Source organism: Barnesiella sp. An22, from assembly GCF_963931395.1.
In the GTDB taxonomy this organism is placed as follows: Bacteria; Bacteroidota; Bacteroidia; order Bacteroidales; family Barnesiellaceae; genus Barnesiella; species Barnesiella merdigallinarum.
Genome location: NZ_OZ007014.1, coordinates 2009524 through 2036175 on the forward strand (window position 1 = coordinate 2009524; position 26652 = coordinate 2036175).

Sequence of the window (26652 nt, forward strand, 5' to 3'; positions counted from 1 at the left end):
CTATTATTTTGTCACATTTATTTTGCAAATATAGACATTTATCCAACTCTTCAAAACAAAAAGTTGACAAAATAGTAGATTTATGCAATTTTATTTACTTTTTGTTATATGTGATTTGTTCACGGTTTACCGTTTGCCTATTGTATATTCTTTTATTTATACATTCCAATAAATCAACCGGACAGACACTTTGCGCTTTTTAGATTAAAGGCTTATACAAAGAAGCACAAAAATAATCTTATGCACCAACTAAAACGACGTTTTTCTCTGGGCCGCCTTTTATTTTTGTACTATCTTTACCCACGAAAAAAATGAGCACTATGAAGATTACCGAATACATTCGCCATTCGTCGGTGGGCGTAAAGCTCATCGTGTTGCTGGTTTTGATTTTGTGCGGCGTGTTTGTCATCGCCATACCCATGCTTTTCGTGCGGGGTGAATATGCCCTGTTGATTGGCATGTATCTGCAAAACATTGGCATGTTCATCTTGCCGGCCTTGGTGGCCGCCATGCTCTTTTGGGGCGATGCCAGTCAGGGTCTGCACTTGAACAAGGCGCCCCGACTGGTCGAGTTGCTGTGCATCGTGGCGCTCTACTTCGTGGCCACCCCCATGTTCAACCGGCTGGTGGAGTGGAACGAGTCCATCAGCCTGCCCGCTGCTTTCAGCGGCATCGAGGCGTGGATGCGACAACAGGAAGAGGCGGCCGCCGCAGTGACCGAACAGATGCTGCAAATCAAATCGTTTGCCCATTTCCTGGCCGTGGTATTGGGTATAGGATTACTCACCGGCATGGGCGAAGAGATGGTTTTCAGAGGGGTACTCCAGCAAGTGGTACAGGGCAAAAGCCGCCGGGCTCACTGGGCCATCTGGACCTGCGCTTTCTTGTTCAGTGCCATACACCTGCAATTCTACGGATTCTTCCCCCGGTTGCTGCTGGGTGCATTTTTCGGTTATCTGCTCGTGTGGAGCCGCAACCTGTGGCTGCCCATCTTCGGACATTTTCTTAACAACAGCATGGTGGTCTGCATCGCCTACGTCACCGGCAACGCATCGGACAATACGCTGGAAGCACTGGGCACGGCACAATCGTCCACGGGGTGGCTGGCCTGGGTAAGTCTCGTTGCCACCGCCCTCCTGCTCTATCTCTTTTACAAGAAAGTATTTGCGGCCAATCGCGAAGTTAGAGGAATTTCTTCCGATGGAAGATAAAGTTACGGCCTAAGTATTTCTCGCGCACGATAGGATTTTCGGCCAACTCCTCCGAGGTACCCTGGAAGAGGATTTTCCCCTCGAACAACAGGTAGGCACGGTCGGTGATACTCAAGGTTTCGGGCGCGTTGTGGTCGGTAATGAGGATACCGATATTCTTCTCTTTCAGTTTGTAGACAATCGACTGAATATCTTCTACGGCAATGGGGTCGACACCGGCAAAGGGTTCGTCGAGCATGATGAACTTGGGGCTGATGGCCAGACAGCGGGCTATCTCGGTACGCCGCCGCTCGCCACCCGACAGTTGGTCGCCCAGGTTTTTGCGCACCTTTTGCAGACGAAATTCGGCAATGAGGCTCTCCAGCTTCTCGCGCTGGTACTCCTTGGTCGTGGGGGTCATCTCGAGCACACAGCGGATGTTGTCCTCGACCGACAGCTTGCGGAATACCGAAGCCTCCTGGGCCAGATAGCCGATGCCGATTTGTGCCCGCTTGTAGACGGGATAGTCGGTGATGTCGAGATCGTTGAGATAAATATGTCCCTGGTTGGGTGTAATCAAACCCGTGGTCATGTAGAAAGTGGTCGTTTTACCGGCACCGTTCGGGCCCAGCAGACCTACGATTTCGCCTTGCGTCACATCGATAGACACATGGTTGACCACCGTACGCTGGCGATACTTCTTCACCAAGTCCTCGGTACGCAGCACCATGTTGTTGCCCGTGGGTTCCGAGGCCGGCTGTTGTACTTCGGCCGTCGTCTTGGGTGCGGCATCGGCAGCTTCGGCCCGATGTTTGAATAGTTTGGAGAACATATTTTATCTATTAGCGTTTTACTCAACAAGAGAGGTGTATGCCTTCGATCGACCGCATACGGTCCTGCTCTATCTCGTGCAAAGATACGGAAATAGAGATATTCATGCGCCACTTTTACAAAATAAAATAATGTCAAGTTCATTTCAAGGGGCAAAGCATTGCTGTACATCAATCTTTTTCACTACTTTTGTTCCTTGATATTCCAAAACGACGGATATGATTATAGACGATTCACTACGAAAATTCGGGGATTACGTCCTGCTGATGAGGCGGGTCTTCACCCGACCCGACCGCTGGCGGGAGTTTTTCAAACGATACATTGCCGAAATCTACAAACTGGGCATCGACTCCATTCCCATCGTCATCACCATCTCGGTCTTCATCGGTGCGGTTATCGCCATTCAGATGCAGAAGAATGTGGTGTCGCCCCTCATACCGGCATACGCCGTGGGATTGGCTACCCGCGACGTGATTCTGCTGGAGTTCTCCTCGTCGATACTCTGCTTGATTCTGGCCGGCAAGGTGGGTTCGAACATTGCTTCGGAGATAGGTACCATGCGGGTAACCGAGCAGATCGATGCCCTCGAAATCATGGGTGTCAACTCGGCCAACCTGCTCATCCTGCCCAAGATTGCCGCCATGGTTTCGTTCATCCCGGTGCTGGTTGTCTTCAGTATGGCCAGCGGTATCGTGGGCGGCTACCTCATAGCCCAGTTTACCGACATCATTTCGGTCTCGAAATATATCTACGGCCTGCAAAGTTTCTTTGTCGAATACTACATTTGGCAAGCCATATTCAAAGCCCTCTTCTTTGCTTTTGTCATCAGTAGCGTAGCCTCGTATTACGGCTATCGGGTCAAAGGTGGCGCCTTGCAGGTGGGTCAGGCCAGTACCGATTCGGTTGTGGTCAGCAGTGTAATCGTGTTGCTCCTCGATGTAGTGCTCACTCAAATCTTGTTCTGATGATAACGGTAAATAACATATACAAGCAATTCGACGGGAAAGAGATTCTGCACGACGTTTCCGCCAAATTCTACTCCGGGAAAACCAATCTGATTATCGGACAGAGCGGCTCGGGAAAAACCGTATTGATGAAATGTCTCGTAGGTCTGTTGCGACCCGACCAGGGGAAGATTCTCTACGACGGCCGCGACGTGATGGCCATGACACCGGCCCAGACCAAAGTGCTGCGTACCGAGATAGGCATGCTGTTTCAGGGGTCGGCCCTGTTCGACTCGGAGACGGTGCTGGGAAATGTGATGTTCCCCTTGCGCATGTTCACCCGCGACAACTATGCCACCTGCAAGAAGAGGGCCGAGTTCTGTCTCGAGCGTGTAAACCTGAAAGGGGTGAATGACCTCTACCCCTCGGAGATAAGCGGCGGTATGCAGAAACGGGTGGCCATTGCACGAGCCATTGCCCTGAACCCCAAATACCTGTTTTGCGACGAGCCCAACTCGGGCCTCGACCCCAAGACCTCGATTCTTATCGACGAACTGTTGAGTGACATCACCCACGAATACAACATGACGACCATCATCAACACCCACGACATGAACTCGGTTATCGGTATCGGTGAAAATATCGTTTTCATCAACAAGGGCCATCGGGAGTGGGTCGGCAACAAAAACAAGATATTCACCTCGTCGAACGAAGCCCTGAACGACTTCGTATTTGCCACCCGACTCTTCAAGGAGGTCAAGGGGTATATGATCGAGGAGTATCGCAAGCAAGAGGCTGCCGAAGAGCAATCGGCCCAATCGCCGGTCCACGAAAGCAAACACCAGTAAAAGCCCCACACCCCTATACGACAAGAGCGATTGCACGGCCCGGCATGCGGGCAAGCAATCGCTCTTTCGGTCAAGATAAGGGGATATGGTTGGTTAGTAGTTCCACTGGCAGGCAATCATGCGCAGGTTGCTGTCGCCCATGGTGCGCAGGTCGATAATCTGGTTGTACCGGCAGTTGATATAGACCAGATTGGGACAAAACGAAACGTCGAGCGTATTCAGCTGGTTGTTGTTGCAGATGAGCCGTTGCAGCATGGTGCGGTTGCTCAAGTCGAGATTGGTCAGGTCGTTGTACGAGCAATCGACAAAATAGAGGTTGTTGCTCCCGTCGAGACTCAACGTCGTGAGGTCGTTGTACGAGCAGACTAGGTCGGACAAGGCGGTACAGTCGAGCAGACCCAGTGTCTTCATGTTGTTGTCGCTGCAAACAAACGAAGTGAGCGAAGGCAGTTTCGAGATAACCATATTGGCAATTTCGTTGTCGTCGATATTCAAGTTCGAGAGGCTCACCGTACCGAAGAGGTTGAGGCTGGTCAGTTTGTTGTATCCGCAATAGAGGTTTTTCAAGTTCTCGCAACTGTCGACCATCAGCGATTCGAGGTGGCACCCCTGTACGTTCAGACTTTGCAGTTGCTGGGCTCCGTTCACATTGAGTTCGACAAACAGGTTGTTCGAGCAGTTCAGATTTTTCAATCCCGGCAGCTCCGCGAGCGACAGGTCGGTAAGCCGATTCTTATAGCAATCGAGCTTGATCAGGGCCGGACAGTTGTCGATATTCAACGTCGAGAGTTTGTTGCGGCTTACGTTCAAGGTATTGAGTGCCGTACAGCCCGACACCTCGATACCGGTAAGCTGGTTGCGCGAGCAATCGACCTTTTGCAGGGCGGTAAAGCCGGCCAGGTCTAGCTCACCGGCCAGATTCTTGTCCGACCACTCAATCGAGATTACCCGACCTCCGCTCCAGGTCACCCCCTTCCAAGAGGCCGGATTGTTGATATTGGTGATTTCCAAGCGCACATAATTGGCATCGCCTTTGGCCGAGGTCTGCTGCAAGAAACTCTGCAGTTGTTTTACCTCCTTTTGGTTGCTTTTTTGAGCGAATAGCAGTCCCGCGCTTCCCAGCACGACGACCAACATAACGAAAACTCTTTTCATAACTGTTTTTGTTGTTTAGTACCTATTAAAAGTTGTTTGATTTCCTCAAGGGAAACTTTACAACTCTTAAACAACAGTTGTAGAAAAAAGTTCTTTTAACTTGTCGAAAGATAATGGAACCGATACGAATCAGGCCTTGCGTATCTCCCGCTCGTCGATAACGATGCGGCGGGCCTTGTAGAGAGCCCCTATCGCCTTCTTGAAACTCTTCTTGCTGCACTGGAAGTAGCGGGCTATCTCCTCGGCCGGCGATTTGTCGGAGAGGGGCAGACGGCCACCGGCTTCGTCCAACCGTTTCAAAATGGTTTCGCTCAACGGGTCAATGTGCTGCTCATAACCGATCGGTTGCAGCGACACGTCTATTCGCTCGTCGTCGCGCACCTGCTTGATATAGGCTTGCAGATGTTCGCCGATGGCAACGGGACGGAAAATCTCGTTGTGATAGATTACACCCCAATGCAGGTTGTTGATGATGACCTTGTAGCCGAGTTGGGTCTCTTGCACCACCAGAATCTCGACTGGCTGGTTGGGGGTATACTCGGGCGGGACATTATCGAGAAACTTGTCGAGCTTGGCCGATGCGACAATACGGCCGGTAGCAAAGTCGAGATAGACATACACGATATAATATCGGTCGGGCTGCATTTCGCCATGCTGTTCGCGAAACGGCACCAACAGGTCTTTGGCCTCTACGCCCCAATCGAGAAAGGCTCCCACCTTCGTGACCGACTTTACCTGCAAGCGGGCAAACTGCCCCACCTGCACGTACGGCTTACGGGTAGTTGCAATCAGTCGGTCCTCCGAATCGTAATAGACAAAGACCGACAGCTCGTCGCCCTCGGCATACGGCTTCTCGGGGAGGAATTTGCGGGGTAACAAGATTTCGCCTTTCTCGCCACCGTCGAGATAGAGCCCAAAATCGACCGTCTTAACGACCTTGAGTGTATTGAATTTTCCGATTTGTAACATACCGATTCTATTTGCAATACCCGTTTCATTATGGGATTCGTGGGCAAAGGTACACAATTCTTTCGACTCTGCTCGCAGCTGTTTGCAGAAAAACATCGTGCCTGTTCTGGGTACAGTTTGCTTTCATATCGGCGACCCCATCACCCACATCAATTTGCTTTTTTTGCACTTTTCCCTTGCCGAGCCCGGTAAAAGGCGTATTTTTGTAAAAAACTTGTAGCTATGAAAAAGGTATCGTTACTGAGTATAATCGCCTTGGTAGGCTGTTTATATTCCTGCAATTTCAAGAGCAACAACTCGACCGACGACGCAACGGCCGATACGGTCGCCGTGAAAGAGGTCGTCATCAAAGAGAGCTATCATCTCGCTGGCGATACGGCCATGCCGGCCTGTAAAGTTTCGGTAACTATCGACGTTCCTACGAAATATCGGCAGGAGGGCGACGGCATTCGGTTGCAAAAGATGCTGGCCCCTCTGGTATTCGGCGACGATTATGCCAGCGACTCCCTCTTCGAAAGTTCGGCTCAGAAAGCCGTGGCGTCGCACATAGCCGCCTACAAGGAGCTCGAACCCGAGTTTGAAAAAGAGATGAAAGAGAACGGTCCCTCCTACTCGTGCGAGTGGGAGTTCGATTACAACCTCTCTACGGTCTATAACCGCAACGACTTTTTCTGCTACAGCCTCTCCACCTCGGAGTACACGGGTGGAGCCCACGGCATGTACTCCGACCTGTTCTACACAATAGACCTCTCGAACTGGCATCGCATCGTTCTCGAAGATATTTTCCTGCCCGAATTGACCGACCAGGTAAATCACGTATTGCTGGACCAGTTGCTTAAGAGTCTGAACCTGGCTTCGCCCGATTCCCTGCTGGAGTTGGGATTTTTCGATACCGAAAACATTGCGGCCAACGAGAACTTCTACCTCACCGACGACAGCATCTGCTGGGTATTCAACCCCTACGAGATTGCCTGCTATGCTACCGGTCAGGTGCAGATAGCGGTCCCGTTCAAGGAAATCGAGATGTACATGCTCCCCGAGAGCCCTGTTAGACGACTGATTAAATAAAATCTCATGCAATATATCAAAACCTATTTCCCCAATCTGACCCCGACCCAGGAGAGCCAATTCGAGGCACTGGGCCCCTTGTATACCGACTGGAATGCGAAGATTAACGTAATCTCGCGCAAAGATATAGACAACCTCTATCTGCACCACATACTCCACTCGCTGGGTATCGCCAAGGCCATCGACTTTACCGACGGCACCACGATACTCGACGTGGGTACCGGCGGCGGATTCCCGGGTATTCCTCTGGCCATTCTCTTTCCCCAGTGTCGTTTCCACCTGATCGACCGGGTGGGCAAGAAAATCAAGGTGGCCCAGAGTGTAGCCGAAGCCATCGGGTTGCAAAACGTCACCTTCCAGCACGGCAGTGTAGAGGAGCTCAAGACCGAGTATGATTTCGTGGTGAGCCGGGCCGTCATGACCCTGCCCGACCTGCTGAAACTGATTCGAAAGAACATCCGGCGCGAGCAGCAGAACGCGTTGCCCAACGGATTGCTCTGCCTCAAGGGTGGTGACTTGCAGAGCGAACTCGCCCCGGTGAAGAAGACGTCGATTCTCTTCAACCTGAGCGACTACTTCAAAGAGGAGTATTTCGAGACGAAGAAGGTCATCTATGTACAGATTGTAAAAAAATAGAAACCATGAAGATAAACCGTTTCTACTTCAACATGCTCCCCGTGAACAGCTACGTGCTGTGGGACGACGAGAGCCGGGAGTGTGCCATTGTCGATGCCGGGTGCTACTATCCCAAGGAAGAGGAGACTCTGGCCCGATTTATCGCCGACAACCGGTTGACGGTAAAATATCTGCTGGCTACCCACCTGCATTTCGACCACTGCTTCGGCAACGCCTTTGTGGCCCAGCGGTACGGAGTCGCCCTCAGTGCCTCGCAAGCCGACGAGTTTCTGTTGCAGCACATGCCCCAGCAGTGCCAGGCATTCGGTATCCCGTTCAAAGGAGAAATCGAGCCCATCGGCCACTACATCGACCACGGCGACATCTTCACGCTCGGGACGGAAGAGATTCGAGCCATTGCCGTGCCGGGACATTCGCCGGGCAGTCTGGCCTTCTATGCGCCCGAATCAGGATTCGTTCTTTCGGGCGACGCCCTCTTTCAGTTGAATATCGGACGCACCGATTTCCCCGGCGGAAATCACCGCCAGCTCATCGAGTCGATTCATAAAAATCTATTGACATTGCCCCCCGAAACAGTAGTCTATCCCGGGCACGGACCCGAGACCGAAATAGGCATCGAACGCAACGAGAATCCCTTCCTATGAAAGGGATTCTTTGTTTTCATCGGGTTTGATGCTCCCCAGCAAAAATTCCTTGAGCGACTGGATAGCCGTCTGAACATTCTTCCATTGCTGCTGTTCCTCGGCCGGCAATTCGCTGAAGTCGAAGGTGTGAGCCATCTTGTCAATCAGTTCGACCTGATGCTCGGCAGCGGCCTCGTTGTGGTTGCGGGCATAGGCCAACACCAGATTGAAACGGGTCTGCAAGTCGTACATGTCGCCCTGAAGCACCTCTTCGAAAGCCTCGATGGCCTCTTTGTAATTCTCCAGATGCAGACAGGCCACCCCCTTCAGCCGCAAGGTCTCCCGATCGTTGGCATTCAGCGCCAGCGAACGGGACAAATGGCGATAAGCCTTTTCGTAATCGCCCACCTGCAAAAATATTTCGCCCAGAAACGAATGGGCCTCGTCGTCCCGTTCGTCGAGACTAATTGTGTCCTGCAGATAGATGATGGCTTCCCGAATCTTCCCCAGGTCGTAATAACACGTGGCCAACTGGTAACAGATATTCGAGTTTGCGGGATCGGCTTCGAGAGCCTTGTGAAAATAGGTCAAGGCGTTGTTGTAATCCTCCCGCTTGATGTAACACTCCCCTATCAGTTCATAGGCTACCGACTTGTCTTTGGTCACCTCGGCATACTCCTTGAACTGCTCGATGGCCTTGTCGTATTGGCCCGAGTCGTAGTAACAATACCCTTTGAACGAAAGCACCGCCTCGTCGTCCTCCTTCACGGCCAGGGCAAAATCGCAAGCCTCGATAGCCTTGTCGTAGTGCTTGAGCAGAGCCTCGACCTTGGCCAAAGAAAACCAGTCGGCCACCGAATAGGGATCTTTGTCAATCAGCTTGTTGTAAATCACGATGGCCCGGTCGTACTCCGACCGGTCTTCGCAAAGGGCAGCCATCTCGCGCAACAGCTCACGACTGTCGGGCAACACCTTCTCGGCCTTGTGTACGAACTCGACCAACCCGTCGAAACAATTATAGTCGGCATAGATGTCGATGGCTTCGAAACAAATATCCTCCTGCAACTCATCACTGTCGAGCAACGTGAGCATCAACCGGTGAGCCTGTTTCACCTGCCCGTCAAGGAAGAGGAGCTCGGCCCGTATGAGGGTGGCATCGGGACTGTAATCGGCCAACTCCGACATAATCTTTCTGGCTTCGGTAGTCCGGTCGAGATAGAGCAGATAGCGGGCCTGTTTGAGGCGCAGGTCCACATCGTCGGGGTGCAGCTTCAACCCGAACTCGATGGCATGCAGAGCCTTGGGCATCTGCCCTTTGGACTCGTAATGGTCGGCAATCTCGTCGATTTCGTCGGAATCGAAATAGCAACTGCCCGCCCCCGACACCATCTGTTCGTACCGTTCTATGAGTTCATTGGATTTTTTGGAAGACATTCTTGCTTGGCTTTCAGATAAAAACTGCCGGACTCCTTGCCTGGCAAGGAATCCGACAGTATGGAAATGGAATGGTATCTTATTTCGATTTCAGTTTTTCCCAGCTATCTTTCAACGACACGGTGCGGTTGAAGACCAGATGACCTTCGGTCGAATCGGGGTCGACACAGAAGTATCCCGTGCGTTGGAACTGGAAGCGGTCGCCCGGTTTGGCATTTTCGGCCAGATAAGGCTCGATGCGGCAGTTGTCGATTACCTTCAACGAATCGGGGTTCAACAGCTCTCTGAAGTCGACATCCTTCTCTTCCGAGGGGTTCTCCACGTTGAAGAGTCGGTCGTAAAGCCGTACTTCGGCCGTGGTACTGTATTGGGCCGATACCCAGTGCAACGTACCTTTCACCTTGCGCATGCTGCCCGGCATACCGCTGCGGGTATCGGGGTCGTATTCGCAATAGATCTCCTCGATGTTTCCGTCGGCATCTTTCTTCACACCGGTACATTTGATAATGTAGGCGGCTTTCAGGCGCACCTCCTGGTCGGGAGCCAGGCGGAAGAATTTCTTCGGCGGATTCTCCATGAAGTCGTCGCGCTCGATGTACAACTCGCGCGTGAAAGGAATCTTGTGTGTTCCGGCTTCGGGATCCTCGGGGTTATTCTCGATGTCGAGGTATTCGACCTGTCCTTCGGGATAGTTGGTAATAATCAGTTTCACCGGATTGAGCACGGCCGATACGCGGGTAGCGGTCTTGTTCAGGTCTTCGCGAATGCTGTGTTCGAGCAGCGATACGCTGATGATACCGTCGTACTTGGTGTAACCGATTTTCTGGATAAAGTTCTTGATAGACTCGGGCGTATATCCGCGACGGCGCAAACCACAGAGAGTCGGCATACGCGGGTCGTCCCAACCGGCTACCAGCCCCTCCTTGACCAGTTGCAGCAATTTGCGCTTGCTCATCACCGTGTAGGTGAGGTTCAACCGGTTGAACTCGATTTGTCGCGGGCAGTAGCTGTCGTCGGCCAGCTCCTTCACGAAATACTCGTACAAGGGGCGGTGCACCTCAAACTCCAGCGTACAGATCGAGTGCGTCACACCCTCGAAGTAGTCGGACTGTCCGTGGGCAAAGTCGTACATGGGATATACGTTCCACTTCGTGCCCGTGCGGTGGTGCGGGTGCTTGATGATGCGGTACATGATGGGGTCTCTGAAGTGCATGTTGGGCGAAGCCATGTCGATTTTGGCACGCAATACGAAACGGCCCTCCTCGAATTCGCCTTTGTTCATGCGCTCAAACAGGTCGAGGTTCTCTTCGACGCTGCGGTTGCGGTAAGGGCTCTCGATACCCGGTTGCGTGGGGGTACCCTTCTGGCGGGCAATCTCCTCCGACGACTGTTCGTCGACATAGGCTTTGCCCTCCTTAATCATGCGGATGGCCAAATCCCACAGTTTGGGGAAGTAGTCCGACGCATAGTACAACCGGTCGCCCCAGTCGAAACCCAGCCAGTGAATGTCTTCCTTGATCGAGTCGACATATTCGACATCCTCCTTGACAGGGTTGGTATCGTCGAAACGCAAGTTGCAGGTACCGCCGAACTTCTCGGCAATACCGAAGTCGATGCAAATGGCTTTGGCATGACCTATATGCAGGTAGCCGTTCGGTTCGGGCGGAAAACGGGTGCTCAAACGACCTCCATTCTTACCCGCCTTCAAGTCGGCCTCTACAATCTGTTCTATGAAATTGAGACTTTTCTTGTCTTCTCCTTCGTTATTGGTTTCAATCTGTGTCATAAATGCGCTTATTTATAGGGCGCAAATATAACAATAAATATCCAAAAACAGTTTTATTAAGCAAAAAATAGCAGATAGTCGGTAATAGTTTGCAAAAGTACAGCCCCCGATTATATCCAGTTCATCTCGCTGTAATAGCGCATCAGGTTGGCAATGGCCTCTTGCAAATCGGCATGTAACTGGTGAGTCATGCGATGAATGGAGATTCGGCCGTGACCATTCATCTTGGTCAGCAACAGGGCCGAAAAGAGACGTTTTCGAGCCTCCTCGCCCAACTTGTTGTTGAAGCCTACGGTCACACTGTCGTCGTGTTTGGCTACATATCCCAGCAACTCCTCCGAGCTTTGCGATTGACCAGCCTGTTGTTTGATAGCCCACACTTCGTAGTGGTAGTCGTCGTTGATTGTAGCTACATAAGGCGGAACTGCCGACTGGAACATCCGCCGAATATCTTTGTAAATCGAGCTTATTGAATCCATCTCTTTTTTCAATTAACGGTTATACGCGCTTTATTACACCTAACCGCTGTGTTTTGTTCAGAGACAAATATCGATTATCCCCACGCTTTTTATTACTTTTGCATACGTTTTTCTAAATTATAAAGTGTGATATATCCGCAGAATTTCGAGCAGAAGATAGGTTTCGACCAGATACGGTCGCTCATTAAAGAGAAGTGTCTCAGCAGCCTGGGAACGGACTATACCGATAGAATGCAATTCTCTACCGACTACGACGCCATACGCAAGCAGCTGAACTGCACATGGGAGTTTGTACACATTATCGAGCAGGCCGACGATTTCCCGGCCGATTTCTTTTTCGACGTACGAGCTTCGCTGAAACGGGTTCGCATCGAAGGGACCTTTCTGGAAGAGAGCGAACTGTTCGACCTGCGGCGTTCGCTCGACACGATTCAGGCCATCGTGCGCTTTCTTCGTCCCGGCGAAGAGGAGGAGATTCGCTATCCCTACCTGCACGAACTGGCCCAAGAGGTAGAGGCATTCCCCCAGCTGGTCAAACAGATCGATGCGATTCTCGACAAATTCGGCCATATCAAGGATAACGCTTCGCCCGCCCTGGCCCAGATTCGCAGCAGCATCGCCTCGACCCTCTCGAGCATATCGCGCAACCTGAACTCCATCCTGCGGGCGGCACAGAGCGAGGGGTTCGTCGACAAAGAGGTGAGCCCCACCATGCGCGACGGCCGGCTGGTGATACCGGTGGCCCCTTCGTACAAACGGAAAATCAAGGGTATCGTGCACGATGAGTCGGCCAGCGGCAAGACCATATTCATCGAACCGGCCGAGGTAGTCGAAGCTAACAACCGGGTGCGTGAACTCGAGAACGAGGAGCGACGCGAAATCGTGCGCATACTCACCGCCTTTACCGACACCCTGCGTCCCTATATCGACGAAATCATCTACTCCTATGAATTTCTGGCCGAGATAGATTTCATCCGGGCCAAGGCCCTCCTGGCACTGGAGACCGGCGGGACATTGCCTCGCTTTGAGAACAAACGGCAAATCGAGTGGTACCACGCCGTGCATCCCCTGCTCTACCTCTCGCTCAAGCGACAGGGCAAGACTGTTGTTCCCCTCGACCTGACTCTCGACGAGAAAAACCGCATCCTGCTCATCTCGGGTCCCAACGCCGGCGGTAAATCGGTCTGCCTCAAAACGGCCGGACTGCTGCAATACATGTTGCAGTGCGGTCTGCTGGTGCCCATGTACGACAACTCCCGCACCGGCATCTTCAAGGACATATTCATCGACATCGGCGACGAGCAGTCTATCGAGGACGACCTGAGTACATACAGTTCGCACCTCACGCACATGAAATTTTTCGTGCGGAATGCCAACGAGAACAGTCTCCTGCTCATCGATGAGTTCGGTGGCGGCACCGAGCCTCAAATCGGTGGGGCCATTGCCGAAGCCCTGCTCGACCGTTTCAACCAGAAGCGGGCCTACGGAGTCATCACGACCCACTACCAGAACCTGAAACATTTTGCCGAAGATACCGACGGCATCGTCAACGGCGCCATGCTCTACGACCGTCACCTCATGCAGCCGCTCTTCAAGCTATCCATCGGTAACCCCGGCAGCTCGTTTGCCATCGAGATAGCCCGCAAGATAGGTTTGCCCGAAGATGTCATCGCCTCGGCCTCCGAGAAGGTGGGTTCGGCCTACATCGATATGGACAAGTATCTGCAAGACATCGTGCGCGACAAACGCTACTGGGAGAGCAAACGCCAGAACATACGCCAGCGCGAGAAGAAGCTCGAGGAGCTCACCGCCCGCTACGAGGCCGACCTCACCGCTCTGGAAAAGCAACGCAAGGAGTTGCTGAAACAGGCCAAAGGCGATGCCGCCCAGATTCTGGCCGAGGCCAATGCCCGCATCGAGAACACGATACGCGAAATCAAGGAGGCGCAGGCCGAGAAGGAGAAGACCCGTGCCGCCCGCCAAAAGTTCGAGCAGTTCAAAGCCGAGCTGAGCGAAGAGTCCGAACCCGCAGCCGACGACCTGGTGAGCCGCAAGCTCAAACAGATAGCCGAGCGGAAGAAACGCAAGCAACAGCGCAAGAAGAGTGAAGAGCCCCAACCGCAGGCCGCAACCGCCTCACCCCTCGCCGCAGGCGATGCCGTGCGGCTGAAGGGCCAAACCTCGGTGGGCGAAGTGCTCGAAGTGAATGGCAACAACGTAACCGTGGCTTTCGGCATGCTCAAGTCGACCGTCAAGGCCGACCGGCTGGAGCGGGTAAGCAAAAGCCAGATCAAAAAGGAGAATGCCAAGGCTACCTTCCTGGGGGTACAGACTACCGAAGATATGAGGGAGAAGCAGCTCAACTTCAAACAAGAGATTGATGTGCGGGGCATGCGGGCCGACGAGGCGTTGCAGGCAGTCACCTACTTCATCGACGATGCCATACAAGTGGGCTGTACCCGCGTGCGCATTCTGCACGGTACGGGCACTGGTGTGCTGCGGCAGGTCATCCGGCAATACCTCAAGACCGTGCCGGGCGTAGCCCACTTTCAGGACGAGCACGTGCAGTTGGGCGGCGCCGGCATTACGGTAGTCGAGCTGAACTAAATACCTCGGACGGTTACAGGTTATATACCTCGTCGACCGTATAGTTGAAGAAATCGTTTACCGGTTTCATTATCTCGAAAGCGTGAGCCGTCTGTTCCACCCAGTCGGGGGCATCGAAAAAGTTGTCGGGGGCGAAATGGACCATCACATAATCTTTCCGTTTGAGCCACTCGGCCTGCTCGCAATCGCGGGGGAACGGCCGGGGTACTACCTTGAGGGTCTCACCCTCCCAATCGGGATAAAGCGTCTTGAACTGCGGGCGGCCGATGAGTTCCTGAAACTCGTCGTAGTTGTCGTAAATCGCCTGTCGCAAAGCCTTCAGCAGTTTCGGCTCGGGGCACCATACCCCGCCGCTAATCATACAGTTGCCCGGCTCGAGATGGAAATAGTAACCGGCCCGCAGGCTCTTGCGGCCGCCCTTGGCCATGTAGGCCGACATATAGGTTTTATAAGGTGTCTTGTCGGGCGAGAAACGAATATCGCGATAGATGCGGTACATGCACGATTTCGCCTCCAGCCCCGCAATCTCGTCGTCGAACTGTGCGATGCGGTCGATCAGTTGCTGCACCTTGTCGATAAAGATCGGGCGCAACCGGTCATACTCCTCTTTGTGGGCTTGGAACCACTCCCGATTATTGTTTTCTCTCAGTCGAGTCAAATAAGTCAATATATCTTTCATATTCTTTAGCATTATATCGGTTCTATATCGAGTAATTACACTTCTTATTTGTGAAGCAAATATAGATTTTTTTGTTCGTTCTGTCACGTAAAAACGCATTTTATGCTCCCCCGTGGCAAAAAACAAGCGCAAGAATACCCGCTATGTTTCCATTTTTTACTAACTTGCCACGATTTTGTAAAAAGCAATACACAAAAACAGAATAAAAATAAGATGGAAACAAACGAAAAACAACCTGTCGACTTGCCCGAAAACGCGTTTCGGGAGTTGAAACCGGGTGAAGAATACCGTCCTATTCTCTCGCCCGACAAAGTCTATCCCGAGGCGAATGCCTGGTCGGTGACCTGGGGTATCGTCATGGCGATTATCTTCTCGGCCGCCGCTGCTTACCTGGGATTGCGGGTAGGACAAGTGTTCGAGGCCGCCATACCTATCGCCATCATTGCCGTAGGTCTGTCGGGAGCCGCCAAGCGCAAGAATGCCCTGGGCGAAAATGTGATTATCCAATCGATCGGAGCCTGCTCGGGCGTCATCGTGGCCGGTGCTATCTTCACCCTGCCTGCCCTCTATATCCTGCAGGCCAAGTATCCCGAACTGACCGTCAACTTCATGGAGGTATTCCTCAGCTCGCTGCTGGGTGGTATCCTGGGTATCCTGTTCCTGATACCTTTCCGTAAATATTTTGTATCCGACATGCACGGCAAATACCCCTTCCCCGAAGCTACGGCTACGGCTCAGGTACTCGTGTCGGGCGAGAAGGGCGGCAGTCAGGCCAAACCCCTGATTCTGGCCGGTCTCGTGGGCGGTATCTACGACTTCTGCCTCTCGACCTTCGGCTGGTGGAGCGATGTGCTCACGACCCGTGTAATACCCTGGGGCACCGAGTTGGCCAACAACGTGAAGATGGTGTTCAAGGTCAATACCGGCGCCGCCGTGTTGGGCCTCGGCTACATCGTGGGTTTGAAATACAGTCTCATTATCTGCTCGGGCTCTCTCTTCGTGTGGTTCATCATTATCCCGCTGCTGGGCAGTGTGCCCGGCAGTGAACTGGCTGCCGCTGCTCCCGAAGAGATTTTCACCAACTACGGCCGCTACATCGGTATCGGCGGTATCGCCATGGCCGGTGTCATCGGCATTATCCGCTCGTGGGGCATCATCAAAGGTGCGCTGGGACTGGCCACGAAAGAGTTTTCGAGCAAGAAGGATAGCGACGACAACAAGGCACCGCGCACCCAGCGCGACCTCTCGATGAAATTCATCGTCGGGGCCATCGTCATAGCGCTGATTGTGACCTTCCTCTTCTTCTACCTGGGTGTCATCAACAACCTGCTGCAAGCCGTCGTTGCCTTTGTCGTGGTAGCCGGCATCGCCTTCCTCTTCACCACGGTAGCCGCCAATGCCATCGCTATCGTAGGTACCAACCCGGTTTCGGGCATGACGCTGATGACCCTGATTCTGGCCTCGGTTATTCTCGTGGCCGTAGGCCTGAAAGGTACCAGCGGAATGGTAGCCGCCCTCGTGATTGGCGGTGTGGTTTGTACGGCTCTCTCGATGGCCGGTGGCTTCGTGACCGACTTGAAAATCGGTTACTGGATAGGTTCTACGCCCCGCAAGCAGGAGTCTTGGAAATTCCTCGGCACCCTGGTTTCGGCCGCTACCGTAGGCGGTGTAATCCTGCTGCTGAACAAGGCTTACGGTTTCTCGGGCGAAAATGCGCTCGTAGCTCCTCAGGCCAATGCCATGGCCGCCGTTATCGAGCCCCTGATGATGGGACAAGGAGCTCCCTGGCTGCTCTACGGTATCGGTGCCATTCTGGCCGTGATACTTACCTGGCTGGGCGTTCCTGCCTTGGCTTTTGCCCTGGGTATGTTCATCCCCATCGAGTTGAATACCCCGCTGGTAGTCGGCGGTCTTATCAGCTGGTATGTGGGTAGCCGCTCGAAAGATGCTGCTCTCAACAAGGCTCGTGTAGACCGCGGTACCTTGCTTGCCTCGGGATTCATTGCCGGTGGTGCCCTGATGGGTGTAGTCAGCACCGGATTGAGCCTGACCAGCTTCAAATATCAACACACGTTGAGCGAAAGCACGATGCAGATTGCCGGATTGGTGATGTATCTGTTGCTGATTGCCTTCCTCACGGCGATGAGTATGAGAGCTAAAAAGACGAACTAAAACAGGTTCGAACCCATAAACGAAGAGCGGGGTTGAAATGTACAAGTTTCAACCCCGCTCTCGTTTTATTACTTATTATACTATCGACATAACTTACCTGCTCTCGACCACCAGCCCGTCGTAGGCAAAGTGAACATGAGGCGGCAACTCCTTTTCGACATCGGCCGTGAGCCCCATGTGGTGACTCATGTGCACCAGATAGGCTTCGCGCGGCTGTACCCGCTCGATTACCCGCAACGCCTCGGCCAAGGTCTGGTGCGAGAGGTGCGGCTGTTTGCGCAGCGCGTTGATGACCAGTACATCTACCTGCTTCATCTTTTCGTATTCCGTCTCGGGAATCGTGAGGGCATCGGTAATGTAGACCAGGTCGTCTATGCGGTAGCCCAGAATAGGCAACTTGTAATGCATCACCCGTATGGGAGTAATCTCGATTCCCTTGATCGAGAAGGGCTCGACGCCTATCTCCTGCAACATGATGTTGGGCACCCCGGGATAAAGGTGGTCGCCAAAGCAGTACGGTAACCGCGTGCGAATGCCCTCGGCCACCGGGTGCTCCAGATAGATGGGCAACGTGTGCGAACCGCCGAAGGGGCGCAGATCGTCGATACCGCCCGTGTGGTCGTAGTGAATGTGTGTAATGAGTACCGCATCGATTCGCCCCAGATGTGCACGGAGCATCTGCTGCCTGAAGTCGGGACCGCAGTCGATGAGTATGTTTTTACCGCCTACCGTAACGACGGCCGAAGTTCTCAGCCGGTTATCGTGTGGGTCTTTCGACGTACAAACCGGACAGGTACAACCGATTTGCGGTATTCCGGTCGAAGTGCCTGTCCCCAAAAATGTGATCTGCATCATATCTATTTATCCAATATAATTCACTTCGGGATTGATGGTAATGCCATAGGTCTCCTGTACCGACCGTCTTATTTTCTCGGCCAGTCTCACCACGTCGTCCGGGCGGGCATTGTGTTTGTTGATGAGCACCAGGCACTGCTTTTCATACACGGCAGCGCCGCCCTCCTCCTTGCCCTTCCAGCCGCAACGGTCAATGAGCCAGCCGGCAGGCACCTTCACATGCGCCTCGTCTACGGCATAGTGCGGCATATCGGGGAACCGTACTTTCAGCTGTTCGTACTGCTCGACCGGGATGACCGGGTTCATAAAGAAACTGCCGGCACTGCCGTATTCGTCGGGCTCGGGTAACTTGGAGCGACGGATGTCGATTACCGCCCGGCGTACATCGGCGATGGTGATGTGGTCGCCGGATAGCGAACTGCGCAGATTGCCGTAATCGAGATGCAGTTGCGGATGCTTCTGCAACCGATAGGTCACCGCCGTAACGATATATTTCCCCTTCAAGGCGTGTTTGAAGATACTGCTGCGGTAGCCATACTCGCACTCGGTATTCTGGAATACCCGAGGCTGCCCGGTAGCGATTTCGATGGTCTCGACCTCGGCGATAATATCCTTTACCTCCACGCCATAGGCCCCGATGTTCTGCACGGCACTGGCCCCTACCTCGCCCGGGATATACGACAGATTCTCGGCTCCACCCCACCCTTGGGCTACACAATGGGCCACGAAGTCGTCCCACACGACACCTGCACCCACCTTGATGAAGACCTCCGAGTCGGTCTCGCTCAGCAGTTCGACCGTGCGGATGGCCGAGTGCAACAGTACCCCATTGTAGTGTTCGTGAACAAACAGCAGATTGCTCCCCCCGCCCATCGGCAGGAAGGGGTGATGCTGCAACAAATCGGAGTGCAGCAACGAGACCAGGTCGTCTACCCGGTCGTATTCGACAAACCAACGGGCATACACCGGCATACGGAAGGTATGCAAGGCCTGTATAAAATAGTTTTCTTCGATTCGTATCATACTATAATCTATATTCGGTCAGCAAGCCATCGACAAAAAAGAGATAGGCCCCCGAGTTATATATCCATTGTTCTCTCAATCCGCTGTAAGTGGGTATCTTCTTCACCTCGTCGGGGTTGCCCAGCGACAGCTTGCACTCGGCCTTGGTCATGCCGGCCTTTACCCGGCTCAAGGTGATTTGCTCCCAAGCCTCGTCCTGTATCTCCTTGTATTGCAACCGGGGATTCTCGAAGGAGAAGAGCCGGTCGAACGTAATGTATTGCGAGCGTGCCGAAGTCAACAGCGACATGAATACCCCGGCCTCGTTGCCTTTGTCGTCCTTGAACCACACCTCGACCGGCAGCACGTTGTTGCCCGGGCGGATGTCGAGCACCTCGACCGGTATCAGCTTGCGGCCGTCTATCGCATCGCCGTTGCGGTCGTACCACATGGGGGTCTTGATATAGAGGGTGCGCCCTTTCAACAACGAGCGGGCCATGTTCAGGTCGTCGAGGTCGATAAAGGGCGGTATCAGCGGCGTGTATTTCATTCGTGCGATTTCGGCCCGAGTCTTGTCGGTATCGTAGCGGAATTTGTACCCTTCGCACTCAAACAGGAGCACCACCTTCTGCTCCCCACCGAAAGGGCTCTCTTCGACACTCCCCGTGTAAGTGAAGATTTTACCTTTCAGCGATACGCTGTCGGGGAAGGTAGGTCGCTCGGCCTGAAAGACAAACGAAAGTTTTTCGTCGGTATAGTAAAACGCCTTCCCCACGCGCCACGAGTCGCACCCCTGCGGTACGAAATACGATTCGATAAAGGCATCTTCGGGGCTCTGTTTCTCGGCCCGATTCTCTTCGGGCAAGGTGATTTTACCGGTACTCTCGACCCCCGTAAAGCACGAAGTCATCGACAGCAGGCTTAATATCGTTATATAAATCAGATTTATCCTCATATTTCATTTCTCTTATTCCGCCTTGCTCCATCGCAAGGCGAGATACATCAGATTTCATAGCTGTGCATGAGCAAAGATACGAAGAAACTGCCAATGTAAAGAAGAAAGATTTATGAAATTCTCTCTTCACAACCAATAAACGAAGATTATTTTTTGTACTTTTGCCCACGTATGAAAACCGTCACTCCCATTTTGATTCGCCGTGTGCGATTCCGCCGATGGAACCGCCACAGCTATTCGACCTTTTGCAGCATAGGCCGCTGCATCAACATCGGGAGTGTGCGCAAGGAGATAGCCGACCAGTCGCTCAAGAAGGGACTAGTCTCACTCGATGCTTGCAACCGGAAAGATACCGTATGGACCGAACACGATGAGGGTCTGCCCGACGACTCCTCGCCCGAGTTGTCCGAACTGCAACCCCAGGCCATGGAGGCCCTGGCTCTTCGTTCGGTGTCGCCCCTTGCGGTCGATGCCCCTGCCCGGTCTGTATCTGCTTCTATGGTATATACTCGATTCCGACATAACGGTCCGACGACCGCCTTATGCCGGATTTTCTATTTTTGTCACCCCTTAAAATCGTATGCTTATGGACAATTTTGATGCCGAACATTTGTGGCACCCCTATACCTCGACCATCAATCCGCTGCCTTGTTATCCGGTAAAACGGGCCGAGGGGGTTTATATCGAACTCGAAACCGGCGAGCGGCTCATCGACGGTATGTCGTCGTGGTGGGCTGCCGTCCACGGATACAACAACCCGGTATTGAACCAGGCGGCTGAAGAGCAACTCAAGGCCATGTCGCACGTGATGTTCGGCGGGCTTACCCACCGCCCGGCCATCGAGTTGGGCAAACTGCTCCTGCAGATCGTACCCTCGACCATGCAACACATCTTCTACTGCGACTCGGGGTCGGTATCGGTCGAAGTGGCTCTGAAAATGGCGGTACAATACTGGTACTCGCGCGGCGAATCGAAAAAGTGCAATTTCATCACCATACGGTCAGGATACCACGGCGACACGTGGAATGCCATGTCGGTATGCGACCCGGTGACGGGCATGCACTCCATCTTCGGCAGCGCACTGCCGGTGCGCTATTTCGTGCCCTCCCCCTCCTACCGATACGACGGTGAGTGGGACCCCGCCTGCATCGAACCCCTCAAAGAGGCTATCGAAGCCCATCACGACGAACTGGCCGCCCTTATCCTCGAACCCATCGTGCAAGGGGCCGGCGGCATGTGGTTCTATCACCCCCAATACCTGCGCGAGGCCCGTGCCTTGTGCGACCGCTATGGCCTGCTGCTTATCTTCGACGAGATTGCCACCGGATTCGGCCGCACCGGCAAACTCTTTGCCTGGGAACATGCCGGCGTTACCCCCGACATCATGTGTATAGGCAAGGCACTCACCGGCGGCTACCTGACCATGGCGGCTACCCTCACCACACACGAGGTGGCCGACACCATATCGCGCGGCACACCGGGCGTATTCATGCACGGTCCTACCTTCATGGGCAACCCGCTGGCTTGTGCCATTGCCCGGGCTTCGGTCTCGCTGCTGCTCTCGTCGGGCTGGCAGGAGAAAGTGGCTGCCATCGAGGCCCAGTTGATACGCGAACTGGCCCCTGCCGCCACCCTGCCCCAGGTGGCCGATGTGCGCGTATTGGGAGCCATCGGTGTCATCGAGACGAAGAAGCCGGTCGACATGGCCTCCATTCAACGGCAGTTTGTCGAGCATCGGGTGTGGGTACGACCTTTCGGCAAGCTGGTCTACATCATGCCTCCGTTTATCATCACGAGCGAACAGCTCACCTTCCTCACCTCGGCTCTGGTCGATGTGGTTAAAAATCTGGAATCATGATGGATAGCTACGCTTCTCAACTCGATGCGCTGGCCCGGAAAGGGAACTTGCGCAAACTGCCCGAGATGGAGCCGCAAGGGCTCTATCTGGTGCGCGACGGGCAGGAAATGCTGAACCTCTCGTCGAACGACTATCTGGGATTGGCCGACAACGTGGCGCTGAAGAGCGAATTTCTGCAAACACTCGACCCGCTGGAATGCCGCTTCTCCTCCACCTCGTCGCGCCTGCTCACGGGCAACTATCCCGTATACACCCGGCTCGAGGAGCGGCTGGCCCAACTCTACGGGGCCGAGAGCGCCCTCGTCTTCAACAGCGGCTACCACGCCAACAGCGGCATCCTGCCGGCCGTGACCGACAGCCGGTCGCTCATCCTGGCCGACAAGCTGGTCCATGCGAGTATCGTCGACGGCATCGGTCTCTCCAAGGCCCGCTGCATACGCTACCGTCACAACAACTACGAACAGCTGGAGCGGCTGGTGGCCGAGAATGCCGGGGAGTACGACCGCCTGTTTGTCGTTACTGAAAGTATCTTCAGCATGGATGGCGACGAGAGTGACCTGCCTCGGCTCGTGGCGTTGAAACACCGCTACCCCAACCTCTATCTCTACCTCGACGAGGCGCATGCCTTCGGGGTGCGCGGCCCGCACGGACTGGGTTGTGCCGAAGAGCACGGGGTTATCGGCGACATCGACTTTCTGGTAGGTACATTCGGCAAGGCCGCCGCCTCGGTAGGAGCCTTTGTCATCTGCTCCGAAGAGATGAAGCAGTACCTGGTCAACACCATGCGTACTCTTATTTTCACCACGGCACTCCCCCCAATCAACCTCGAGTGGACCCTCTTTATTGTCAACAAGATATGCGACATGACGGAACGTCGGGAGCACTTGGCCCGGATAGGCCGCCGCGTGCGCGAAGTACTCAACCCGTTGAACGGCGGCATCTTCAGCAGCAGCCACATCATACCCTATGTACTGGGCGAATCGGAACGGGCCGTCGACGTGGCCCTGCGGCTGCAACGCGAAGGGTTTTACCTGCTGCCGGTGCGTCCGCCCACGGTTCCCGCGGGCACGTCGCGCCTGCGCATTTCACTCACTGCCGAGTGTAGCGAAGCCGACATCGAGCGGCTTGTCTCGACCATACAACAGATACAATCGAGCCTATGATACAGCATTTCATTTCACGCCAAGGCAGCGAAGACCTGATTCTCTTCTTTGCCGGCTGGGGCATGGATACCCGCCCTTTTGCCGAACTCGAGCACATCGGGTGCGACTGCTGCATCTGCTACGACTATACGACGCTCGACTTCGACACGAGCCTGCTTGCCGGATACAAAAATATCGAGCTCTATGCCTGGTCGTTCGGGGTATGGGCCGCCTCGGTGGTCTTGCCCGATACGGACCTGCCCATCCGGCATGCGACGGCCATCAACGGCACCCCCTGCGGCATCGACCCGGAGCGGGGCATATCGCCCGAGATATTCCAGGCTACCCTCGACCACCTCGATGCCGCAAGCCTGAACAAGTTTTACCGCCGCATGTGCAACGACCGCGACTCCCTGAGCCGCTTCCTCGAGGTGCTCCCCGACCGCAGCATCGATAGTCTGCGCAGCGAACTGATGGCTATCAGTAGCGGTATAGCCCGGCATCCGGCCCCCCGATTCCACTGGGACCGGGCCATCGTCGGGACCAAAGACCGTATATTCCCGCCCGAGAACCAGTTGAAGTCCTGGAAGGAAAACACCCCGGTCACAACTGTCGAAGCGGCTCACTACCTGCCATTCCGCCCTATCGTGCTCGAACACCGATTCGACAAGGCGGTTATCCGGAGCCGGTTCGAAAGCGCCGCCTCTACCTACGAGCAAGAGGGACTTATCCAAGACCGGATAGCCCGCCGCTTGAACGAGATGATACCCGACCGCCCGGCCGACGAATGCCGTCGCATTCTGGAAATCGGGTGCGGTACCGGCAAACTGACCCGTCTGCTGGTCGAGCGTTTCCCGCAGGCCCGGTTCACCTTGAACGACCTCTCGCCCGAGATGAAACGCCATGTCGAAGGGCTCCCCTTCGAACAGCTCGATTTCGTAGCCGGCGATGCCGAGCGAATCGACTTCGCAGGACCATACGACCTGATAGTATCGGCCTCGACCATCCAATGGTTTACCGATTTGGAGAGCTTCCTGAAACGCATTTCGGCCTGTCTCTCCGACTCGGGAACGATTGCTTTCAGCTCGTTTGTCGCCGGCAACTTGCCCGAGATTCGCACCCTGGCCTCCGTCGAGATGCCCTATTGGGAATACGACGACCTGCAACGGCTCTTCGGTCGCTACTTCCAACTCGACACCTTCGAACGCGAGAGCTACACGCTGCGTTTCGATACTCCGGTCGACCTGCTGCGCCACCTGCGCAATACCGGTGTAACGGGGACTCCGGGCAACCGACACAAAGGATTCAACTTTATCAAACGCTACCGCGAGACATTCGGCGAAGCTCACTCGTGCACGCTCACCTATTGTCCCGTCTATATCATTGCACACAAAAAGAGATAACTATGAAAGGAACTTTTTTCATTACCGGCATCGATACCAACATCGGTAAAAGCTATGCCACCGGCTGGCTGGCCCGCGAATGGAACCGCCAGGGCATCAAGACCATAACCCAAAAGATGATTCAGACCGGCAACGTGGGCCACTCCGAAGACATAGACCTGCACCGCGAAATCATGGGCATACCCATGACCGAGGAGGATAGGCAGCACATCACCTTCCCCATCGTCTACTCCTACCCGGCCTCACCGCATCTGGCTGCCGAGATAGACCACCAGACAATCCCCATCGACCGGATCGGCGAGTCGACTCGCATCCTGCGCGACCGCTACGACGTGGTTCTGCTCGAGGGTGCCGGCGGTCTCATGGTCCCCATTACCCGCGACTACCTCACCATCGACTATGTGGCCGACCAACATCTGCCGGTTATTCTGGTCACGTCGGGCCGGCTGGGCAGCATCAACCACACGTTGCTCTCTATCGAGGCACTGGAGAAGCGGGCGATTCCCCTCTACGGACTCGTATACAATACCTACCCCAAAGCCGACGAACTGATCGATGCCGACACCGAGGCGTACCTCCGGGACTATCTGGAGAAACACCACCCCGAGAGCCGGTTCTGGGTATTACCGCAGATTGATCTGACCCGCTAAATTCGACAAAAAGGTAACGGGCTATACATTTTGCAGGACAAAAAGACAGGATTTTTAAGATTTCTTGTTACCTTTGGAGGAGATAAGATGCGGTTTGGTATAAAAATCAAATGAACTTGTTTTTTTACTTTCGACATTTGCATCTTTATCATACAATTTGTATCGTGCTAATTACCTTGAAATTCGACTTTATGCTCAGAACTCTATTCAAAACAATCTGCTGTGTGCTGCTCATTCTTCCCGCTATGGCGCAAGCTCAAACCGATTTTGTAAAAACAGCTATCGACGAGACGAAACGGCAATATGCCCCCGACTCACGTACCGCAATCTTTGCCGTAGAGGGCGAACTGCTGAACGACTCGCTGTGTGTACTGAAAGGCCGTTGCAACAACCGGCTGGCTGTCGAAGCCCTGCTGCACCGGCTCGATTCGGCAGGCATCGCCTGTGTCGACGGTATCAAGATGCTGCCCGATAAGAATCTGGGCTCGCTCACCCGCGGACTTGTCACCGTGTGCTGTGCCAGCCTGAGAGGTGGCCCCCGGCATGCGGCCGAGATGATGACCCAGGCCATCATGGGCACTCCGCTTCTCGTCCTGGAACGCGACAAGGCCTGGCTTCTGGTACAGACCCCCGACCACTACATTAGTTGGGTACCGGCCAACTCGGTAACCCTGCAGGACGAAGCCGGCTGGAAGGCCTGGCGAGAGTCTGCCCGGTATGTCTACACCGGCTACCAGGGCTTTGTGTATGATGCGCCCGACCGCAACGCCGGCATCGTGTCGGACATCGTGGCCGGTGCCATTCTGCAAGCCGACGGGAAAGCCCGCAAGGGGTTCGTTCCCGTTCGCTTCCCCGACGGCCGCAAAGGTTTCCTGAAGAGCGACGAGTGCTGCGACCTGGCCCAATGGGCTGCACGTCCCCTCGACATGAAGGTGGTGGTGAGGACGGCCCGGCAGATGATGGGCTCGACCTATCTCTGGGGCGGGACTTCGGTCAAAGGGGCCGACTGCTCGGGCTTCGTCAAGACCGCCTACTTCTGCAGTGGTGTGATTCTCTCGCGCGACGCTTCGCAGCAGGCACTTACCGGCGACATCATCCCGGCCGACCAATGGCAATCGTGCCAGACGGGCGACCTGCTCTTTTTCGGCGATGAGCGGGGCCGTGTAGACCATGTGGCTCTCTATCTGAACGACGGCGAGTACATCCACTGCTCGGGACAGGTAAAGCTCAACAACCTCGACCCGGCGGCGCCCGATTACCGGGAATCGAATTTCGTGAGCATCAGTCGTATGAAAACCAAAATAGGAACACCCGGAATTACGGCTGTAAAGGCTCACCCGTGGTATTTCGACCAAAAATAATCGTG

Annotated in this window: 23 protein-coding genes and 1 pseudogene; 14 read left to right on the top strand and 10 right to left on the bottom strand. The window is 54.2% G+C overall.

All coding sequences use genetic code 11. The annotated features are described in order from the left end of the window. Nucleotides 1-320 precede the first annotated feature (320 nt). Nucleotides 321-1211 carry a type II CAAX endopeptidase family protein gene (locus ABGT88_RS08255; protein WP_346701491.1) on the top strand — a complete coding sequence of 297 codons (891 nt, stop codon included), beginning with the start codon at nucleotides 321-323 and terminating at the stop codon, nucleotides 1209-1211. Here the strand turns inward: ABGT88_RS08255 and lptB are convergent. Further along, entirely contained in the window at nucleotides 1183-1920 is a 738-nt protein-coding gene (gene lptB, locus ABGT88_RS08260) for an LPS export ABC transporter ATP-binding protein (RefSeq protein ID WP_087407755.1), read from the bottom strand. The genes ABGT88_RS08255 and lptB overlap by 29 nt on opposite strands. A gap of 325 nt (nucleotides 1921-2245) precedes the next feature. On the opposite strand from lptB, the gene ABGT88_RS08265 reads away from it, so the two are divergent. Continuing rightward, nucleotides 2246-2986 (top strand): ABC transporter permease, encoded by a 741-nt coding sequence (locus tag ABGT88_RS08265; RefSeq protein WP_162611666.1) that lies wholly within the window; start codon nucleotides 2246-2248, stop codon nucleotides 2984-2986. Then, nucleotides 2986-3813, top strand: coding sequence for an ABC transporter ATP-binding protein (locus ABGT88_RS08270; RefSeq protein WP_298664202.1), 828 nt, complete (start codon nucleotides 2986-2988; stop codon nucleotides 3811-3813). The genes ABGT88_RS08265 and ABGT88_RS08270 overlap by 1 nt, the downstream gene beginning before the upstream one ends. 93 nt (nucleotides 3814-3906) lie before the next feature. Here ABGT88_RS08270 and ABGT88_RS08275 read toward each other — a convergent pair whose 3' ends face one another. Continuing rightward, nucleotides 3907-4968 carry a hypothetical protein gene (locus ABGT88_RS08275; protein WP_346701493.1) on the bottom strand — a complete coding sequence of 354 codons (1062 nt, stop codon included), beginning with the start codon at nucleotides 4966-4968 and terminating at the stop codon, nucleotides 3907-3909. 129 nt (nucleotides 4969-5097) lie between these two features. After that, on the bottom strand, nucleotides 5098-5937 hold the full coding sequence (locus ABGT88_RS08280; RefSeq protein ID WP_346701495.1) for a S1-like domain-containing RNA-binding protein: 840 nt from the start codon (nucleotides 5935-5937) through the stop codon (nucleotides 5098-5100). Nucleotides 5938-6159: 222 nt separating this feature from the next. On the opposite strand from ABGT88_RS08280, the gene ABGT88_RS08285 reads away from it, so the two are divergent. The 3 genes from ABGT88_RS08285 to ABGT88_RS08295 are packed head-to-tail and all read left to right on the top strand — an operon-like array spanning nucleotide 6160 to nucleotide 8285. After that, nucleotides 6160-7005: a DUF3298 domain-containing protein gene (locus tag ABGT88_RS08285; protein WP_346701497.1), complete on the top strand. Its 846-nt coding sequence runs from the start codon at nucleotides 6160-6162 to the stop codon at nucleotides 7003-7005. A gap of 6 nt (nucleotides 7006-7011) precedes the next feature. Beyond that, nucleotides 7012-7641, top strand: a complete 630-nt coding sequence (gene rsmG, locus ABGT88_RS08290; protein ID WP_300130611.1) for a 16S rRNA (guanine(527)-N(7))-methyltransferase RsmG — start codon at nucleotides 7012-7014, stop codon at nucleotides 7639-7641. A 5-nt stretch (nucleotides 7642-7646) separates the two neighbouring features. Further along, nucleotides 7647-8285, top strand: coding sequence for an MBL fold metallo-hydrolase (locus tag ABGT88_RS08295; protein WP_346701500.1), 639 nt, complete (start codon nucleotides 7647-7649; stop codon nucleotides 8283-8285). Here ABGT88_RS08295 and ABGT88_RS08300 read toward each other — a convergent pair. The 3 genes from ABGT88_RS08300 to ABGT88_RS08310 form a co-directional block, all read right to left on the bottom strand. Then, complete coding sequence (locus tag ABGT88_RS08300) at nucleotides 8280-9698, bottom strand: tetratricopeptide repeat protein (protein WP_346701502.1); 1419 nt, start codon at nucleotides 9696-9698, stop codon at nucleotides 8280-8282. The two genes, ABGT88_RS08295 and ABGT88_RS08300, sit on opposite strands and share 6 nt — an antisense overlap. A gap of 79 nt (nucleotides 9699-9777) precedes the next feature. Next, nucleotides 9778-11484 carry a glutamine--tRNA ligase/YqeY domain fusion protein gene (locus tag ABGT88_RS08305; protein ID WP_346701504.1) on the bottom strand — a complete coding sequence of 569 codons (1707 nt, stop codon included), beginning with the start codon at nucleotides 11482-11484 and terminating at the stop codon, nucleotides 9778-9780. Between the two features lie 110 nt (nucleotides 11485-11594). Further along, entirely contained in the window at nucleotides 11595-11963 is a 369-nt protein-coding gene (locus ABGT88_RS08310; RefSeq protein WP_087407420.1) for a hypothetical protein, read from the bottom strand. Nucleotides 11964-12089: 126 nt separating this feature from the next. Between ABGT88_RS08310 and ABGT88_RS08315 the strand changes: the two genes are divergently transcribed. After that, nucleotides 12090-14570 carry an endonuclease MutS2 gene (locus tag ABGT88_RS08315; RefSeq protein WP_346701507.1) on the top strand — a complete coding sequence of 827 codons (2481 nt, stop codon included), beginning with the start codon at nucleotides 12090-12092 and terminating at the stop codon, nucleotides 14568-14570. A gap of 13 nt (nucleotides 14571-14583) precedes the next feature. On the opposite strand, the gene ABGT88_RS08320 is transcribed toward ABGT88_RS08315, so the two are convergent. Further along, nucleotides 14584-15249 (bottom strand): DUF2461 domain-containing protein, encoded by a 666-nt coding sequence (locus ABGT88_RS08320; RefSeq protein ID WP_258327543.1) that lies wholly within the window; start codon nucleotides 15247-15249, stop codon nucleotides 14584-14586. A gap of 213 nt (nucleotides 15250-15462) precedes the next feature. Between ABGT88_RS08320 and ABGT88_RS08325 the strand changes: the two genes are divergently transcribed. Beyond that, a complete protein-coding gene (locus tag ABGT88_RS08325; RefSeq protein WP_346701509.1) occupies nucleotides 15463-17421 on the top strand; it encodes an OPT family oligopeptide transporter in 1959 nt (652 codons plus the stop codon). A 93-nt stretch (nucleotides 17422-17514) separates the two neighbouring features. On the opposite strand, the gene ABGT88_RS08330 is transcribed toward ABGT88_RS08325, so the two are convergent. From ABGT88_RS08330 to ABGT88_RS08340, 3 genes are read right to left on the bottom strand one after another with little or no spacing between them, the layout of a single operon-like run. Beyond that, nucleotides 17515-18273 carry an MBL fold metallo-hydrolase gene (locus tag ABGT88_RS08330; protein ID WP_087407754.1) on the bottom strand — a complete coding sequence of 253 codons (759 nt, stop codon included), beginning with the start codon at nucleotides 18271-18273 and terminating at the stop codon, nucleotides 17515-17517. 9 nt (nucleotides 18274-18282) lie between these two features. Beyond that, nucleotides 18283-19296, bottom strand: coding sequence for a UDP-N-acetylmuramate dehydrogenase (murB, locus tag ABGT88_RS08335; RefSeq protein ID WP_346702847.1), 1014 nt, complete (start codon nucleotides 19294-19296; stop codon nucleotides 18283-18285). A 4-nt stretch (nucleotides 19297-19300) separates the two neighbouring features. Beyond that, the gene (locus tag ABGT88_RS08340; protein ID WP_346701511.1) at nucleotides 19301-20233 is read right to left on the bottom strand and encodes a hypothetical protein; all 933 of its coding nucleotides are present in this window, start codon (nucleotides 20231-20233) and stop codon (nucleotides 19301-19303) included. Between the two features lie 171 nt (nucleotides 20234-20404). Here ABGT88_RS08340 and ABGT88_RS08345 point away from each other — a divergent pair, with 171 nt between their 5' ends. From ABGT88_RS08345 to ABGT88_RS08370, 6 genes and pseudogenes are all read left to right on the top strand, one after another. After that, entirely contained in the window at nucleotides 20405-20833 is a 429-nt protein-coding gene (locus ABGT88_RS08345) for a hypothetical protein (protein ID WP_143240878.1), read from the top strand. Further along, nucleotides 20829-22091, top strand: a pseudogene (gene bioA, locus ABGT88_RS08350) (adenosylmethionine--8-amino-7-oxononanoate transaminase); the annotation flags it as partial. The gene ABGT88_RS08345 and the pseudogene bioA, both read left to right, overlap by 5 nt. Further along, nucleotides 22091-23254: an 8-amino-7-oxononanoate synthase gene (locus ABGT88_RS08355; RefSeq protein ID WP_346702849.1), complete on the top strand. Its 1164-nt coding sequence runs from the start codon at nucleotides 22091-22093 to the stop codon at nucleotides 23252-23254. The pseudogene bioA and the gene ABGT88_RS08355, both read left to right, overlap by 1 nt. After that, nucleotides 23251-24636 carry a malonyl-ACP O-methyltransferase BioC gene (gene bioC / locus ABGT88_RS08360; protein WP_346701513.1) on the top strand — a complete coding sequence of 462 codons (1386 nt, stop codon included), beginning with the start codon at nucleotides 23251-23253 and terminating at the stop codon, nucleotides 24634-24636. Before ABGT88_RS08355 ends, bioC begins: the two co-directional genes overlap by 4 nt. A 2-nt stretch (nucleotides 24637-24638) precedes the next feature. After that, nucleotides 24639-25286, top strand: coding sequence for a dethiobiotin synthase (gene bioD, locus ABGT88_RS08365; protein WP_346701515.1), 648 nt, complete (start codon nucleotides 24639-24641; stop codon nucleotides 25284-25286). A gap of 191 nt (nucleotides 25287-25477) precedes the next feature. Then, a complete protein-coding gene (locus tag ABGT88_RS08370) occupies nucleotides 25478-26647 on the top strand; it encodes an NlpC/P60 family protein (RefSeq protein WP_258327538.1) in 1170 nt (389 codons plus the stop codon). Nucleotides 26648-26652: the final 5 nt, after the last annotated feature.

Excerpts from the sequence above, each read along its gene's own strand:
- ABGT88_RS08255 (WP_346701491.1), top strand. The coding sequence starts at position 321 with ATGAAGATTACCGAATACATTCGCCATTCGTCGGTGGGCGTAAAGCTC.
- lptB (WP_087407755.1), bottom strand. The coding sequence starts at position 1,920 with ATGGTGCTGCGTACCGAGGACTTGGTGAAGAAGTATCGCCAGCGTACG.
- ABGT88_RS08270 (WP_298664202.1), top strand. The coding sequence starts at position 2,986 with ATGATAACGGTAAATAACATATACAAGCAATTCGACGGGAAAGAGATT.
- ABGT88_RS08275 (WP_346701493.1), bottom strand. The coding sequence starts at position 4,968 with ATGAAAAGAGTTTTCGTTATGTTGGTCGTCGTGCTGGGAAGCGCGGGA.
- ABGT88_RS08280 (WP_346701495.1), bottom strand. The coding sequence starts at position 5,937 with ATGTTACAAATCGGAAAATTCAATACACTCAAGGTCGTTAAGACGGTC.
- ABGT88_RS08285 (WP_346701497.1), top strand. The coding sequence starts at position 6,160 with ATGAAAAAGGTATCGTTACTGAGTATAATCGCCTTGGTAGGCTGTTTA.
- rsmG (WP_300130611.1), top strand. The coding sequence starts at position 7,012 with ATGCAATATATCAAAACCTATTTCCCCAATCTGACCCCGACCCAGGAG.
- ABGT88_RS08295 (WP_346701500.1), top strand. The coding sequence starts at position 7,647 with ATGAAGATAAACCGTTTCTACTTCAACATGCTCCCCGTGAACAGCTAC.
- ABGT88_RS08300 (WP_346701502.1), bottom strand. The coding sequence starts at position 9,698 with ATGTCTTCCAAAAAATCCAATGAACTCATAGAACGGTACGAACAGATG.
- ABGT88_RS08305 (WP_346701504.1), bottom strand. The coding sequence starts at position 11,484 with ATGACACAGATTGAAACCAATAACGAAGGAGAAGACAAGAAAAGTCTC.
- ABGT88_RS08310 (WP_087407420.1), bottom strand. The coding sequence starts at position 11,963 with ATGGATTCAATAAGCTCGATTTACAAAGATATTCGGCGGATGTTCCAG.
- ABGT88_RS08320 (WP_258327543.1), bottom strand. The coding sequence starts at position 15,249 with ATGAAAGATATATTGACTTATTTGACTCGACTGAGAGAAAACAATAAT.
- ABGT88_RS08325 (WP_346701509.1), top strand. The coding sequence starts at position 15,463 with ATGGAAACAAACGAAAAACAACCTGTCGACTTGCCCGAAAACGCGTTT.
- ABGT88_RS08330 (WP_087407754.1), bottom strand. The coding sequence starts at position 18,273 with ATGCAGATCACATTTTTGGGGACAGGCACTTCGACCGGAATACCGCAA.
- ABGT88_RS08340 (WP_346701511.1), bottom strand. The coding sequence starts at position 20,233 with ATGAGGATAAATCTGATTTATATAACGATATTAAGCCTGCTGTCGATG.
- ABGT88_RS08345 (WP_143240878.1), top strand. The coding sequence starts at position 20,405 with ATGAAAACCGTCACTCCCATTTTGATTCGCCGTGTGCGATTCCGCCGA.
- ABGT88_RS08355 (WP_346702849.1), top strand. The coding sequence starts at position 22,091 with ATGGATAGCTACGCTTCTCAACTCGATGCGCTGGCCCGGAAAGGGAAC.
- bioC (WP_346701513.1), top strand. The coding sequence starts at position 23,251 with ATGATACAGCATTTCATTTCACGCCAAGGCAGCGAAGACCTGATTCTC.
- bioD (WP_346701515.1), top strand. The coding sequence starts at position 24,639 with ATGAAAGGAACTTTTTTCATTACCGGCATCGATACCAACATCGGTAAA.
- ABGT88_RS08370 (WP_258327538.1), top strand. The coding sequence starts at position 25,478 with ATGCTCAGAACTCTATTCAAAACAATCTGCTGTGTGCTGCTCATTCTT.